Raw genomic sequence first — 14,715 nt, forward strand, 5'->3', positions numbered from 1 at the left:
CTCCCCGAACGGCCCCGCTGCGGGGCTTCAACTGTTCAAGCGGCATTTAAAAGCCGCATGTGGAAGGACTGAAACATGAGCGCTGAAAGCCTGCTGAAAAGCGAAGCACAGGCAACGACCGCCGAAGACCAGGGACTGCTGTCCAAGGTGGTTGCCGCAACCCGCCAGACCGAACCGGACCGCGCGCAAAATCTTCTGCGCACGCTGACCGACCAGGCGCTGAAGGGAACGGTCAAATATGACCGCAACCTCACCGTCACCCTCAACCATGCGATTGCCGAACTGGACCGGACGATTTCCGAACAGCTCGCCGCCATCATGCAGGCTCCGGAATTCGCCAAACTCGAAGGCACCTGGCGCGGTCTCAACTATCTCGTCAAGAATTCCGAAACCAGCGTCAACCTGAAGATCCGCGTCATGAACGCCGGCAAGCGGGAACTGGCGCGCGATCTCGAAAAGGCCGTGGAATTCGACCAGTCCCGCCTGTTCAAGGCAATCTACGAAGACGAATTCGGCACCCCCGGCGGCGAACCGCTCGGCGCGATCATCGGCGATTACGAATTCGACAATTCCTTCGATGACGTGCAGCTGCTGCAGGGCGTCTCGTCGATTGCGGCGGCGGCTTTCGCGCCGTTCATCTCGGCGGCAAGCCCGCATATGTTCGGTTTCGAGGATTATCGCGATCTCGCCCGTCCGCGCGATCTGGAGAAGATCTTCGATACGGTGGAATATGCCAAGTGGCGCAGCTTCCGCGAAAGCGACGATTCCCGTTTCGTCACGCTCGCTTTGCCGCGTGTTCTCGCGCGCATGCCCTATGGTCCGAAAACCAACCCCATCGACGATTTCGCCTATGACGAAACCAGGGGTGCGGTGAATGGCGACCTGCAGCATGACGAATATTGCTGGATGAACGCCGCCTATGTCATGGGAACGAAGCTGACCGACGCTTTTGCAAAGAGCGGCTGGTGCACGGCGATCCGTGGTGCGGAAAATGGCGGCCGGGTGGAAAATCTGCCCATGCACGTCTTCTCCAGCGATGACGGCGATCTCGATCTCAAATGCCCGACGGAAGTGGGCATTACCGACCGCCGCGACGCCGAACTCGGCAAGCTCGGCTTCCTGCCGCTCTGCCACTACAAGAACACTGACTATGCGGTGTTCTTCGGCGCCCAGACCGCGCACAAGCCGAAGCTTTACGACAAGCCCGAAGCCACGGCCAACGCCGCCGTTTCGGCTCGCCTGCCCTATATCATGGCCACGTCGCGCTTCGCGCATTATCTCAAGGTCATGGGCCGCGACAAGATCGGCTCCTTCATGGAGGCGTCCGATTGCGAAGTCTGGCTCAACCGCTGGATCGCCAACTACGTCAACGCCAATGACGAGGCGGGCGAAGAAAGCCGCGCCAAATATCCGCTGCGCGACGCCAAGGTGACCGTGCAGGAAGTGCCGGGCAAACCCGGCGCCTACAATGCGGTCGCATGGATGCGGCCCTGGTTGCAGATGGAAGAACTGACGACCTCGCTGCGCATGGTCGCCCGTATTCCGTCCAAGAACTGAACCCGGACCGGGGTGGTCCGCCACCCCGGCCCCGTTCGTCACCCGGAGCCCGCTCATGGCGCATCAGTCCTTTCCGGACGCCCGCATTTTTGCCGACCAGCTCATCGCCCTCATCGACGATGCTCTGACCGGCCAGGTGAACGCCATTCTCCATCACCCTGATTTTCAGGCGATGGAAGCGAGATGGCGCGGGCTGGCCATGGTCGTTCGCGAGGCTGGCCGGGGTGCAGACGTCAAGGTGAAGCTGCTGAATGCCAGCTGGCACGATCTTGCCCGCAACACGGAACGCGCCACCGACTTTGACCAGAGCCATCTTTTCGAAGTCGTCTATAATCGCGAATTCGGCATGCCGGGCGGCGAGCCGGTCGGCCTGTTGATCGGCGACTACGCCTTTTCCCCCGATGATCTTCAGGGCGCCGATTCCATCACCACGCTGTCGCAGATCGGCATGGTGGCTGCGGCCGCCTTCTGCCCCTTCGTGGCGGCGGCCTCGCCTTCCACCGTCGGCCTGCAGGATTTCGCCGAACTCAGCCGGGTCCACGACTTTTCCTGGCTGAAACAGGAGAAATCACGGCTGCGGTGGAACGCGCTTCGTGCACGCGACGATTCCCGCTTTGTCGGCCTTGTCGCGCCGCGCGTTTTGCTGCGCTCTCCCTACAGGCCCTATGCGCGCGGACGCGATGACGGTTTTCCATTCCGCGAGCATGTGGCGGAAAGCGGCGAGACCCTGCTGTGGGGCAACGCCGCCTTCGCCTTTGCAACGGTGGTGGTGCGCAACTTCGTCGATTCCGGCTGGTTTGCGGATCTGCGCGGTGTGACACAGGACGCCGTGGATGGCGGCATGCTCTCTTCCCGGCAATTGCCGCCGCTCGATCTAGGTATCGAAAGCAACGGTCTTTCCGCGCAGCCACCCGTCGAAGTGCAGCTGACGACCGGGCAGGAACAGCAATTTTCCGATCTCGGCATCGTGCCCGTCTCCACCACTTACCTCTCCGGCATGGCGATCTTCAACGCCAACCAGTCCCTGCATGCGCCCGGCCATTATTCCAGCGAAGCGGCAAGACAGAACGCCCGCCTCGCGGCCATGCTGCAATATGTGCTGTGCGCCTCCCGGTTCTCGCATTACCTCAAGGTCATCATGCGCGACGATATCGGCCAGCTGAGCGACGCCTCGACGATAGAGCGCAAGCTGGAAGGCTGGCTTTCCTCCTACACGCTCGGCAATGACGATGCGGAAGCGGCGCTGCGCACGCGCTACCCGCTGCGCTCCGCCGGGATCAACGTCTTCGAGGTTCCCGGCAAGCCCGGAACATTCTCCTGCACCGTGCGCCTTCAGCCGCATTTCCAGCTCGATGACGTCTCCACAAGCTTCCACCTCATTGCCGAAACCATGATGCCGCCCGCCGCCGCATCCCGGTCTTCGGCCGAGCCGCAAAGGATACCCGCATGACGCTGCGCGACGATATTTCCCGCCTTCTCGACGATGACCGGCTGCAGGACGCGGTCGGGCTTGCGCGCGAACACGTCAAGACGAAGCCTACCGACAAGGATGGCCGCCATTTCTACATCGACCTGCTGGTCCTTGCCGGCGACTACGAGAAGGCCGATGCGCAATGCAATCTGGCCGCAACATTCTCGCCGCAGGAAAGCGTCGGCTTTTCCCTCTTTCGCCATCAGCTGCGCGCCATGGCCGCACGCAATGCGTGGTTCGAAACCGGCGCGGTGCCGGATTTTCCCGGCGGTCCGTCCGAATTCGATCAGCTGGCCATCCGGGCGAATATCGCCGCACGCAGCGGCGACGCGGATGCCGCCAGAACCGTACTGGCTGAACTCGATGATAAACGCGGCAATGTGCCAATTGGCCATAATGGCGCGACCGCCGCCGACATTCGCGATCTGGACGACCGGGTTCCCCACGCGCTGGAGGTGCTGACCAATGGCGGTCGCTACCTCTGGATCGATTACGGTCGCATAGAAAGCCTCACCATCGACCCGATGAGCCGCCCGCGCGACCTCGCTTTCCGCGGGGCTGAGCTGACGTTGCGCGATGGCGCGGTCGCATCCGTGCTGCTTCCGGCGATCTATCACGGTGCGAAGGACGATGTCAGCCTCCTTCTCGGTCGGGAAACCAGATGGAGCGAGGATGACCAGCCTCTGGCAACCGGGCAAGGCCAGCGCTGCCTGCTGATCGGCGACGATGTGGTGCCGTTCCACGAGATCGGTTCCCTTTCCGCCGCCTCCGACGATGAAAGGCAGATCGCCCGTGGTTGATCCGCTCGAGCAATATCGCGCGCGGCAGAGAACGCTGTCGCGCTCCGTTCTGGACCGGCTGCTCGATGACGCGCCGGATGCGGAAACGGATATGCTCGTCAGCCTGAAGGATCAGGCGCGCGAGATGCGCGAGGTGATCCGCCGCGATCTCGAGGCATTGCTCAATACCCGCCGTAACCCCGCCGGCCCGCCGGCGGCGCTGAAAGAGCTTACCGATGCGCTGGTGAGCTATGGCGTGGACGGTATTCTCTCGGCCAATCTGGTGACCGACGCCTCCAAGACGCATCTTGCGCGCAGCATCGAACGGCGGATTTCCCTGTTCGAAACCCGCCTTGCCGACGTGCAGGTGACGATCCTGAAAAACCGCACGGATGGCGACCGGGCGCTGCGCATGCGCATACAGGCAAGCTTCCGCCTTCAGGAAGGCATGCCGCCGATCAGCTTCGAATCCCGGATCGATCCGTCCACGCAGCGTTTCCTGGTGGAGGCGACGAATGGCTGACGGCTTTCTCGAAAAATACAATGACGAACTCTTCGCGCTCCGAAAACGAGCATCGCGTTTTGCGGCGGCGTTTCCGAAGATCGCCGGCAGGCTGCGCATGACGGGCGATGTCGCCGACGATCCGCATGTCGAACGGCTGATCCAGAGCTTCGCCTATTCCGCCGCCCGTGTGCGCCAGAAGCTGGACGACGAATTTCCGGAACTGTCGGACAGCCTGCTGGAAACGCTCTACCCGCATTATCTTGCGCCGATCCCGTCCATGAGCGTGGTTCAGTTCACCCCAAGCACGGCGCTGGCAACCGTGCAGACGCTTCCACGACACAGCGAAATCCTTGCCGAGCCGGTGGGCGGTGAAAGCTGCCGTTTTCGCACCACGCAGGCGGTGGAGATCGCGCCGCTGCAAATCGCAGCCGCAACGCTGTCCGGCCAGCCGATCGACGCGCCTTTTTCGGCCTCGTTTGCCGGCGCCGCCAGCTGCCTGCGGCTTTCACTGCGCAGCACGGCGCCGCGCGGCGGCACTTTCCCGGAAATGGGCCTGACGAAGCTTCAGATTTTTCTGTCCGCCGCATGGCAGCAGGCCACGGCGCTTTACGAGCTTTTGACCAATCATTGCGTGGGCATGGCGCTTGCGCGGCACGCCGAGGACAGGGAAGCCGTTTTCCTGCCCGCCGGCAATCTCACGCCATCCGGCTATACGCGCGATCAGGCCATGTTGCCCTATCCGGCCAACAGTTTTGACGGATACCGGCTTCTCACCGAATTCTTCGCCTTGCCGCAGAAATTTCTCTTTCTCGATATCGACGGGCTACAAAAATGGAGCGGCGGCGATTGCGAACTTTACATCTATCTGGATGCGGCGGACACGCAGCTTGAGCGCATGGTATCGGTCCGGGATTTCGTGCTGAACGCCTCGCCGGTCATCAACCTGTTCAAACAAAGCTGCGAACCACTGAGCCTCGATGGCACGCGCACGGAATACCGGCTGCTGCCGGATGCACGACGGCAGCGGACCCGCGAAATCTATGCCGTCGAAAACGTTCAACTGACCAGCCGTTCCGGGCAGACCGAAAAGACCTCCCCGTTCTTCGGCCGCACCCAGCGCAACAACGGTGCAAACGTGTTCTGGCAGATACAGCGCCGTTTCGATGACGACGGTTCTTCCGATACGGACATTGCCTTCGTCGATCAGAAGCGCGGACCGCTGGGACCGCTCGACATGGTGGCGAGCATCGATACGCTGTGCATCAATCGCGAATTGCCAAGCCAGCTTCCCTTTGGCGGCGGCCACCCCTTCCTGCAGCTTTCGACCGGTAACGAGGCGGTGAAATCCATCCATGCGCTGATGCCGCCGACGGCGGCGATCCGCGTCAACGAACGCTCGGCGCGTGAATGGCGGCTGATCTCGCATCTCCTCCTCAACCATCTCTCCCTCACCGACAGCGGCGGCGCGCCGCTGAAGGACATTCTCTCGCTCTATTCCTTCAGAGACAGCCCGGAAACCCGGCAGCTCGTGGAGGCGATCAGCAATGTCGAGGCGCAGAATTCCCATGCCCGGATCGGCTCGGCCATGGTGCCGGGAACTGACATCACCGTGGAATTCGACCCTGCGCTGATCGCGCGGCCTGCCGCATTTGTTTTCGCCAATGTCCTCAATCATTTCTTCGGGCTCTACACCTCGATCAACAGTTTCACGCGGCTGACGGCGACGATGCGCGGCCACTCCAAACCGATTGCCCGCTGGCCTGCCCGCGCGGCCGACCGGCCGCTGCTCTAGGAGACCGGGATGGAACAGCAGACGCCAACCATGAAAGACCGGCAGGCGGCGCTTCTCAGCGACGATCCCGGCCGTTTTGAGCCCGCCACCGCGTTTCGCGTCGCCCAGCTCGTTTCGGCGGATGACGGGATTGTCGTCGGCGCCCATGGCGGAACACAGCCAACCTCGCTGGCGATCAGCGGTTTCAACCGCAAACGCGGCCAGGCCGAACTGAAATCGGCCTTCGCGCCCATCGTCGGGCCGCTCGGTTCGCTGCCGCCGGCCTATGGCGAATTGCTGCAGCGGGAGGAGCGCAATCGTTCCGGCGCGCTGGCGAGCTTCTTCAATCTGTTCGCGGCAAGGTTCAGCGAGTTGTTTGTATCCGCGACGGAAAAATACCGCCTCGCAAGGGGATTACGCTGGTCGGCCGAGCGGCAGGAGAACGGTTTTCGCAAAACCCTGCTCGCACTCACCGGGTTCCGCACTGCCGGTCTGGTGGAAAAGGCAGGCGTGAGCGAAGATGCGCTCCTGCGTTTCAGCGGTCTTCTGGCCGGCCGCAACCGCAATGTTTCGGCCCTGACCTCGATGCTTTGCGAATTCACGGGACTTCCGGTGAATGTCGAACAGTTTCGCCGGCGATGGGTGGCTTTGCCGCTTCACGAACAAAGCCAGCTCGGACAGGCATCCGGGTTGAGGCTCGGACAGAACACAACGGCGGGAAGCGCTGTTGAAGATATGAGCGGCGGCTTCCGGATCGTGATCGGTCCCGTCGACTATGCGGATTATCTGGCCCTGACGCCAGGATCGAAGCGACTTGCGGAGATATTTTCGCTGACACGCCTGTTCGCCGGAAGCGCCTTGCATTTCGATGTGCAGGTGATCCTGAAAAAGGAGGACATTCCCTTTTGCCGCCTCGGCCAGTCCGATGCCCCTGCCCGCCTCGGCTGGAACAGCTGGGCTCGCGTGGCGCCCGCAGAAAAAGACAGCGCCGATGCTGTGGTGACCGAGCGGGAAGGCTCGGCGATTTCCGCGTGAGGGCATGGATATGAAGCTTGCACTCAAGGACACACGAAATATCGGAGCCGCAAGAGCCAGTCAGTGGAGCTTCGAGCGCGGCCGCCGCGTCATCGGCCGGTCACGCGATTGCGACTGGCAGATAGACGACAATGAGCGGCGCGTTTCCAAGCTGCACTGCACGCTCAGCCGCGATGGTGAAGGTTTTACGATCCTCGACCAGAGCGCGAACGGCACGCTGGTCGATGGCCGCCTGCTGCTGGAAGGCGAAAGCGCGCGTCTCCGCGACGGTTCGCAGATCGATATTGGCGGGCAGGTTTTTCAGGTCGCCATCAGCGGCGATGCCGAGCTGGATTTTTCCGATCCCGATGCTTCCCTGCGCATGAGTGACGAGCCGCTGACCATTTCTGCGATCCTTGCCGACATCGCCCCGAACGGCCGCTCGGCCGGCGGCGTGATGGGCAACACCGCCGCCGCCGACGACTGGTCCGAAACATGGCGCGAGGGCGCGAAGCGGAAGGCAAAATCCATTTCGCGAAATGTCGAGATCGGCTGGAGCGAACCGCCCGCGGCGCGCGGAATAGGTGCCGTTCTGCCTGATAACTGGGACGAGGAGCCGGTTGCAAGCAGCGAGCACGAACATACCGACGCACTGAACACGCCGGTGATGATCTCTCGTCCGGTTCCGGCCTCAGGTAACGAGGATTTCGACAGCGTTTTCCCGGAAGCAGGCGAAGACCTGACCCTGGAGAACGCATCAACTGCCGATGCTTCGACCGCGCAGGAGATCGGCGATCTTCTGACCGCGCTGGAGCAGGAAAGCGCCGATTGTCTGGCCATTCTCGACATTGAAGGCGAGCGCGCCGGCCACGGTTCGTCGGCCTCCCTGAGCGAGCGGGTGGAAACGCTCATCCGCCAGCAGCGGCGGCTCGCCGCCTCTCTCGAAACCCTGATCCATGGCTGCACGCAAAAGCTTGAGCCGAGGCTTCTCGAAGCCTCCGTCGATGCCGGCAACGATCTCCGTGCCAAAATCGAGCGCCGCGACTGGCAGGGACTGATCATGAAGACCGATTATTGGTCCACTTACAAAAAGCAATTTGAGGAAAACGGCCGTCCATTGCCGATCAGGCAGTTCCTGCAGCGGGCAGCGCGGGGTGAGGCCGCGCCCACGCAGGAACCTGACGCGATAACGGCCGATGCAAAAGGGGTAAACAACCACGATGAGACATGAGAACCGTGTTGCCTGGAGCGAGGGCATGTTTCTTCGCGTTCAGCATTTTCAGCAATCCGACCGCTGGACCGAACGGCTGGTGCGCAACACCACGCGCAACCTCTCACCTTACCCGTGGGGCATCGCCGAAATCGGCGTGGACCGCAGCGCGCTGTCGATAGGGCAATTCGCCCTGTCGAACCTGCGCGGCGTTCTTCCCGATGGAACACCTTTCGAAGCGCCTGAAGATTCCGACCTGCCGCCGCCGCTCGATCTCGACGAAAGCGTCAAGAACGCCGTTATCTATCTCGCCCTGCCGGCCCGGCAGCCCGGCAAGGCCGACATGTCCGCCAGCGGCCGCAACGATGCGAACAATGTGCGCTTCACCGCCTCCAGCTATGAGGTCTCCGACACGAATATCGAGACGGATTTCGTGGCCCCCATCGATGTCGGCCGTCTCAGCCTGAAATTCCTGAAAACCGGCGACGATCTTTCCGGTTACGATCTCATCGGGCTGGCACGGGTCATCGAGGTCCGCTCGGACCGCGCGGTCATTCTGGACCCGGATTTCATTCCTCCGAGCCTCAGCTGCGCGGCGGCGCCCCGCCTCAACGAATTGCTGACGGAGCTTCTGGGGATCGTGCGCCACCGCGCCCAGGCGATTGCCGAACGCATCGGCGATCCGACGATCAGGGGAACGGCGGAAGTGGGCGATTATTTCCTGCTGCAAATCCTCAACCGGGCCGATCCGCTGCTGGCGCATCGCTGCGCCAACGCCACGCGTTTTCACCCCATCCGTTTTTACGAAGACTGCATCCAGCTTGCCGGCGAGCTTGCAACCTTCACCACGGACAAAAAACGCGCGACGGATTTCCCGCCCTATCGGCACGAGGACTTGAAAGCCACCTTCGGGGCGGTTTTCGACGATCTGCGCACATCGCTGTCAGCGGTTCTGGAACAGGCAGCCGTGGCGATCGAGCTGGTGGAACGCCGCCACGGCGTCCGCGTCGGCACCATCCACGACCGCACGCTGCTGCGCGATGCCGGCTTCGTGCTTGCCGTGCGCGCGGATATGGCCGCCGAAGACATTCGCCGCCGCCTGCCTGCACAGATCAAGGTCGGGCCGGTGGAGCGGATTTCCGAACTGGTCAATGTGGCTCTGCCCGGCATTCCCGTGCGCTCCCTGCCGGTCCTGCCGCGGCAATTGCCCTATCGGTCCGGAACCGTCTATTTCGAGATCGACACGCAATCACCCCTCTGGAAGCAGCTTGAGACATCAGGCGCGATTGCCCTGCATCTGGCGGGCGAGTTCCCCGGGCTTGAGATGGAAATGTGGGCGTTACGCGAATGAGCAACGAAAACCCCTCTTCCTGGCAGGATTTGCCGACGGTGGTCGAAATCACCGAGGAAAGCCGCAGACGCAACCAGAACGCCCGCAACATGGCGGCGATCCTCGAAGACATTGTCGAGACCGACGCCCCGGCATGGCGGCCGAAGGCAGGCGCGGCCGCCATGCCGGTCGATCAGCTGCTCTCCGGTTTCCATTTCGGCGGCGGCGATGTGCCGACGCTCGTGCAATCGGCCGCTCCCCTTCTCAACCTCGCGCATCTCCTGCGCTTCAGCGATGCGGAGCCTGATACCGATCAGCTTCGCCGCGCCTGCATTGAGGCGATCACCCGCTACGAGCGCGACCTTGCTTCCGCCCGCATCAGCCCCGAGCGGGCAAGAGCGGCGCATTATGTCGTCTGCGCCACGGTGGATGATGTTGTTCTCAGCAAGCCCTGGGGCGTGCGAGCAGGCTGGGCGCGCTCCGGCCTTGTCTCCACCTTCCACAATGATGTTACCGGCGGCGACCGGGTTTTCGACATTCTCGACCATTTCCATCAGTCGCCCGGCGCCAGCAAGGATCTGCTGCTGCTGATCTATCTGTGCCTGTCGCTGGCTTTCGAAGGGCGCACCCGCGTTTCGCCGAAGGGTGCGCTGGAGCTTTCGCGCATCCGCGACAGCCTCTACAAGACGCTGATCGGCCAATACGGCACATTCGAACGGGAGCTTTCGCCGCACTGGAAAGGCGTGGAAGCCCGTCATACACCATTGCGGACGATGGCTGCACTGTGGACCCTGCTGTCCCTGATGGCGCTTGCCTTCGCGCTTGGTTATCTCTTCTTCACGCTGTCGCTCAACAACGCATCCGATGTCACCTTCGAGAGGCTCGCCCATTTGCCGCCGAACGAGACGCCGAGCGTGCTGATCGCAAGCCCGCCCCAGCCACCGACGCAGGTCGAAACGCCCAAGGTCGTGGAACCGCCGAAGCCGGTGGAGCCACGGCAACCCTCCCGGCTTGAAAAGCTGATGGCCTTCCTTCAGCCGGAAGTCGAAAAGAAACTCGTCACGCTGGCGGATGTAAACGGGCGGCTGCGCATTCGCATCAACAATTCGGGCCTGTTCTCCACCGGCAGCGCCGATGTCAGCCCGCAGTTCCGCGATCTCATCCAGCGTATCGGCGGTGCGCTTGCGGCTGAGAAATTCCGCGCCGTCGTCATCGGCTATACCGATACCGTACCGATCAAGACGGTGGAATTTCCGTCCAACTGGCACCTTTCCGAAGCCCGCGCCAAGGCGGTCGGGGACATTCTTTCACAATTCACCGGCCCGGAAGCGATCCTGACGGAAGGCCGTGCCGACAGCGACCCGATCGCCGACAACAAAACGGAGGAAGGCCGCCAGATCAACCGCAGAACGGAAATCATGGTCCTGACCAATCCCGATGAAAAACTGAGCGACGCCGGCATTCTCTCGCCGACCATAGAGAACAGTTCGGGACAGCAGCCGCAAGAGGCACAGCCATGAATCCATTGAGCTATTTTTATACGATCCGATCCTATGTCGAGAGCTATGCCGCTCTCATCGGCCGCCGTTTCCTGTCGCTATTATGGGTGGTCGCGCTCTGCATCGTCATCTGGTTTTACGGCTATCTGATCGCGCTGGGCGATTTCAAGCCCTTGGGAACGACGCAGGCCCGGCTCATCGCCATCGGCATCGTTCTCGCCATATGGCTGATTTATATCGCCGTCACCATCTATCGCGGGCGCAAGCAGGACAAGGAACTCGTCGACAGTATCGAGCGCGAAGCCCTGGCCAACCGCCAGGCCGAAGTCGGCGAAATCCAGATGCGTCTCAAGGAAGCGCTGGCGCTGCTGCGGCGGGTCACGAAAAAACGTTTCGGTTATATTTACGACCTTCCCTGGTACGTGATCTTCGGCGCACCCGGCTCAGGCAAGACGACGGCGCTCACCAATTCCGGCCTGCAATTTCCACTTGGCGATGCGCTCGGCGAAAATGCGGTGAAGGGCATCGGCGGCACGCGCAACTGCAACTGGTGGTTCGCCGATGAGGCGATCCTGATCGACACGGCAGGGCGCTACACGACCCAGGATGATCTCGACGGCTCGTCGAAAGCCGGATGGGAAGGCTTTCTCGGCCTTCTGAGGCGGTATCGCCGTTCGCAGCCGATCAACGGCGCATTGGTCACCCTGTCCATTCCCGATCTCCTCAGCCGCGATCCCGAGGAACAGCGGCAGGAACTGCGTTCCATACGTCAGCGGCTGTCGGAACTCGATGAATATCTGCATGTGCGCGTTCCGGTTTATATCGTGCTGACCAAGGCCGATCTGCTGCATGGTTTCGTGGAATTCTTCGACGGTTTCAACAAGACCGACCGCCAGCAGGTATGGGGCACCACCTTCAAACTGGATGAGAGCTATACCGCCGAGAACCTGCCGCAACGCCTGACGGAAGAGTTCGAACTGCTGCAACAGCGGGTCGATGCGATGCTGATCGAGCGCCTGCAGCAGGAACAGAATGCCGAGACGCGCGGCCGCATCTTCCGTTTCCCCGCCGAACTCGCGCGGCTGAAAGACCGGCTCCATGAGGCCCTGACCGAACTTTGCGCAAGCTCTCCGCTGATCGAAGCGCCGCTTTTGCGTGGCGTTTATCTCGCTTCGGGAACGCAGCCGGAAACGGAAAGGTCTCCCGCAGCGGCCAGAACTCGCCGAAGCTACTTCCTGTCGCGGCTGTTCAAGGATGTCATCTTCCCCGAAGCCGCGCTGGTGATGCGCGACAAGCGCCTTTCCGGACGGCAATTGCTGGTGCGGCGCATCGCCTATGGCATATCGGCCGCCGCGGTCGCCATCGTCTTCACCGGCTGGATTTTCACCTATTTCGCCAATACGCAGGCGCTTGCCGAAGCGGATCGCAAACTTGGCGCTTATGAACAGCTCGTTCAGGGCATTCCCGTGCGCGATGTTTCCGACGCCGATTTTCTCCGCATCCTTCCGGCGCTCGACAATCTGCGCGACGTCAATTCCGGCTTTGCCCGCGAGAGAGTGTGGAATGTCAGCTTCGGGCTCGATCAGGAAGACAAGATCGCCGGACGGCAGCGTGACGCCTATCAGCGCGCGCTCAACGCCCTGCTCCTGCCGCGCATGATCGTGCAGCTCCAGAAACAGCTCAAGGACGAAAAGGATATCACGCGCACCTTCAATTCGCTGAAGCTCTATGGAATGCTTGGCGGCATGGGTGCGCTGGACCCCGATTTCCTGACCGTGCAGACACACCAGATGTTCGCATCCCTCTATCCCGGCGATGGAAGGGCGGCGGCGAGAGAAGCGCTCGACCAGCATGCGAAAGCGCTGGCGGACGGCGTGCTCGCCCCGATTGAGCTCGATGCGCGGCTCATCGCAACTGCCCGTGAAACCATCCGCAATCAGGCTGTCGGCACGCGCGCCTATGATATTCTCGCCGGTCTTCCGCAGGCGCGGGAACTGATGGAATGGACACCAGCCACAGCCTTCGGCCCGCTGGGAGAGCGCGCCTTCGAGCGGCGCAGCAAAGCGCCGATGGCGGCGGAAGGCATCGAAGGTCTTTTCACGGCGGAGGGATATCGCAGCGTCGTCATTCCGCAGGTCGCCCATGCGGCCCGTATCGCACTTTCCGAAGGATGGGTGCGCGGTTCCGATGATGCCATAAGGGGTGCCACGGTCGAGCAGGTGGCGCAGGCCGCGCTGCAAATCTATTTCGACCGTTTCGAGAAAAAATGGGCCGATACGCTGGCCGACCTTCGGGTCAAGCCGTCCCAGACCCTTGGCGACGCGGTGGAGACAACCCGCGCGCTTGCCAATGAACGCAATATCGTGGTGGAGGCTGCCAGATCGATTGCGGAAGCGACCGATCTGCGCCCCGGAGCAAACCCCGCCGCACTCGCCTCCGCCGCTGAAGGCGACGCGACGGCAGCCGTTCTGGCCGCCACGGTGAACGCAGCCGATCCCTATGCGAGACTGCAGGACATGCTGGCGGCGAAAGGCGCGGCCACCACGGGCGAGCAGGCCAATGGCGGCAAGGCCGGAGGCTCGCCATCGGAACAGTTGCTTGCGCATTTCAAGATGCTGAACGAGCAGCTTGCCCGCTCGGCGACCACCTCCGATGAAGTCGCCAGAGTGTTCGACGTGGATAGTCAACTCACCAAGGCCAATCAGGATCTGTTGCAGCAGGCCCGTGAGTTGCCGGCACCCCTCGATGTCTGGGTGGCGGGTGTGGCGGCGGATGTCGGCTCGCTTGCGGTCAAATCCGCCCGCAGCCGCATTGCCGAACTCTGGGCGGCCGATGCGGCATCCCTGTGCTCTTCCATCGTGACCGGGCGTTATCCTTTCGACAGGTCGTCTTCCCGCGATGTCGCCATCGCGGATTTCACCCGTCTCTTTGGGCCAGCAGGGGTTTTCCAGTCCTTCTTCAAACAGCGAATGGAAGCCTTTGTCGACAAGACGACCAACCCCTGGGGCTGGAAAGGCACCTTCGGCGCCGCCGGCATTCCAAGCAGCGCCGTCGCCCAGTTCGAAAATGCCGACAAGATTTCGCGCGCCTTTTTCCCGAATGGCAGCGAGACGCCGGCGGTGTCGATCAATGTCAAACCCGTTTCGCTCACCAATGCCTCCAGCGCGGTGATGCTGGAAATCGAAGGCGAGCGGGTGGTTTATTATCACGGCCCCATTCAGGCGAAATCGATCACCTGGCCGTCGCGTGAAAACACGGCGAGCCTGTCGCGCATCGCTTTCCAGCCGGGCGGCTGGCAGCAGGCGAAAACCGAAAACGGCGACTGGTCGCCATTCCGGCTGTTCGACGGCGCCGATATCGAAAACCAGTCGGGTGACCTGCTGCGGGTGCGATTTGCGAATGGCGGGCAGGCTGCCGAATTCGATATCCAGTTCGGCTCGGTTCTCAACCCGTTCCGGCTGGACGCCATCGCCAGCTTTGCCTGCCCCGCACAATTTTAGCGGCGGGGCGGCGCACCGTTTTTTTAAGGAGGGGATCTATGATGAAAGCAACGACGAAAAGCACCGTGGTCAATAACGA

General features: G+C 62.1%; 10 protein-coding genes. All 10 read left to right on the forward strand.

Going from position 1 to position 14,715, the window contains the following annotated elements:
* Positions 1 to 75 precede the first annotated feature (75 nt).
* The 10 genes from tssC (N5D22_RS17265) to tssM are packed head-to-tail and all read left to right on the forward strand — an operon-like array spanning position 76 to position 14,636.
* Positions 76 to 1,557 (forward strand): type VI secretion system contractile sheath large subunit, encoded by a 1,482-nt coding sequence (gene tssC, locus N5D22_RS17265; RefSeq protein ID WP_269345116.1) that lies wholly within the window; start codon positions 76 to 78, stop codon positions 1,555 to 1,557.
* A gap of 55 nt (positions 1,558 to 1,612) precedes the next feature.
* The gene (tssC, locus tag N5D22_RS17270; RefSeq protein WP_279657085.1) at positions 1,613 to 3,007 is read left to right on the forward strand and encodes a type VI secretion system contractile sheath large subunit; all 1,395 of its coding nucleotides are present in this window, start codon (positions 1,613 to 1,615) and stop codon (positions 3,005 to 3,007) included.
* On the forward strand, positions 3,004 to 3,828 hold the full coding sequence (locus N5D22_RS17275; RefSeq protein ID WP_279657086.1) for a type VI secretion system accessory protein TagJ: 825 nt from the start codon (positions 3,004 to 3,006) through the stop codon (positions 3,826 to 3,828). The genes tssC (N5D22_RS17270) and N5D22_RS17275 overlap by 4 nt, the downstream gene beginning before the upstream one ends.
* Positions 3,821 to 4,330, forward strand: coding sequence for a type VI secretion system baseplate subunit TssE (tssE, locus tag N5D22_RS17280; protein WP_279657087.1), 510 nt, complete (start codon positions 3,821 to 3,823; stop codon positions 4,328 to 4,330). The genes N5D22_RS17275 and tssE overlap by 8 nt, the downstream gene beginning before the upstream one ends.
* Positions 4,323 to 6,104 (forward strand): type VI secretion system baseplate subunit TssF, encoded by a 1,782-nt coding sequence (gene tssF, locus N5D22_RS17285; RefSeq protein ID WP_279657088.1) that lies wholly within the window; start codon positions 4,323 to 4,325, stop codon positions 6,102 to 6,104. The genes tssE and tssF overlap by 8 nt, the downstream gene beginning before the upstream one ends.
* Positions 6,105 to 6,113: 9 nt before the next feature.
* Complete coding sequence (gene tssG, locus N5D22_RS17290) at positions 6,114 to 7,118, forward strand: type VI secretion system baseplate subunit TssG (protein ID WP_279657089.1); 1,005 nt, start codon at positions 6,114 to 6,116, stop codon at positions 7,116 to 7,118.
* Between the two features lie 4 nt (positions 7,119 to 7,122).
* Entirely contained in the window at positions 7,123 to 8,328 is a 1,206-nt protein-coding gene (locus tag N5D22_RS17295) for an FHA domain-containing protein (RefSeq protein WP_347881151.1), read from the forward strand.
* Positions 8,318 to 9,658, forward strand: a complete 1,341-nt coding sequence (tssK, locus tag N5D22_RS17300; RefSeq protein ID WP_059761087.1) for a type VI secretion system baseplate subunit TssK — start codon at positions 8,318 to 8,320, stop codon at positions 9,656 to 9,658. Before N5D22_RS17295 ends, tssK begins: the two co-directional genes overlap by 11 nt.
* Positions 9,655 to 11,157: a type VI secretion system protein TssL, long form gene (tssL, locus tag N5D22_RS17305; protein ID WP_279657091.1), complete on the forward strand. Its 1,503-nt coding sequence runs from the start codon at positions 9,655 to 9,657 to the stop codon at positions 11,155 to 11,157. Before tssK ends, tssL begins: the two co-directional genes overlap by 4 nt.
* Positions 11,154 to 14,636 (forward strand): type VI secretion system membrane subunit TssM, encoded by a 3,483-nt coding sequence (gene tssM, locus N5D22_RS17310; protein ID WP_279657093.1) that lies wholly within the window; start codon positions 11,154 to 11,156, stop codon positions 14,634 to 14,636. Before tssL ends, tssM begins: the two co-directional genes overlap by 4 nt.
* Positions 14,637 to 14,715 lie beyond the last annotated feature (79 nt).

Source organism: Agrobacterium sp. GD03872 (genome assembly GCF_029840625.1).
Classification (GTDB): Bacteria; Pseudomonadota; Alphaproteobacteria; order Rhizobiales; family Rhizobiaceae; genus Agrobacterium; species Agrobacterium fabrum_A.

Bases quoted from the DNA above. Each gene is read 5' to 3' on its own strand.
- tssC (WP_269345116.1), top strand. From the start codon at position 76: ATGAGCGCTGAAAGCCTGCTGAAAAGCGAAGCACAGGCAACGACCGCC.
- tssC (WP_279657085.1), top strand. From the start codon at position 1,613: ATGGCGCATCAGTCCTTTCCGGACGCCCGCATTTTTGCCGACCAGCTC.
- N5D22_RS17275 (WP_279657086.1), top strand. From the start codon at position 3,004: ATGACGCTGCGCGACGATATTTCCCGCCTTCTCGACGATGACCGGCTG.
- tssF (WP_279657088.1), top strand. From the start codon at position 4,323: ATGGCTGACGGCTTTCTCGAAAAATACAATGACGAACTCTTCGCGCTC.
- tssG (WP_279657089.1), top strand. From the start codon at position 6,114: ATGGAACAGCAGACGCCAACCATGAAAGACCGGCAGGCGGCGCTTCTC.
- N5D22_RS17295 (WP_347881151.1), top strand. From the start codon at position 7,123: ATGGATATGAAGCTTGCACTCAAGGACACACGAAATATCGGAGCCGCA.
- tssK (WP_059761087.1), top strand. From the start codon at position 8,318: ATGAGACATGAGAACCGTGTTGCCTGGAGCGAGGGCATGTTTCTTCGC.
- tssL (WP_279657091.1), top strand. From the start codon at position 9,655: ATGAGCAACGAAAACCCCTCTTCCTGGCAGGATTTGCCGACGGTGGTC.
- tssM (WP_279657093.1), top strand. From the start codon at position 11,154: ATGAATCCATTGAGCTATTTTTATACGATCCGATCCTATGTCGAGAGC.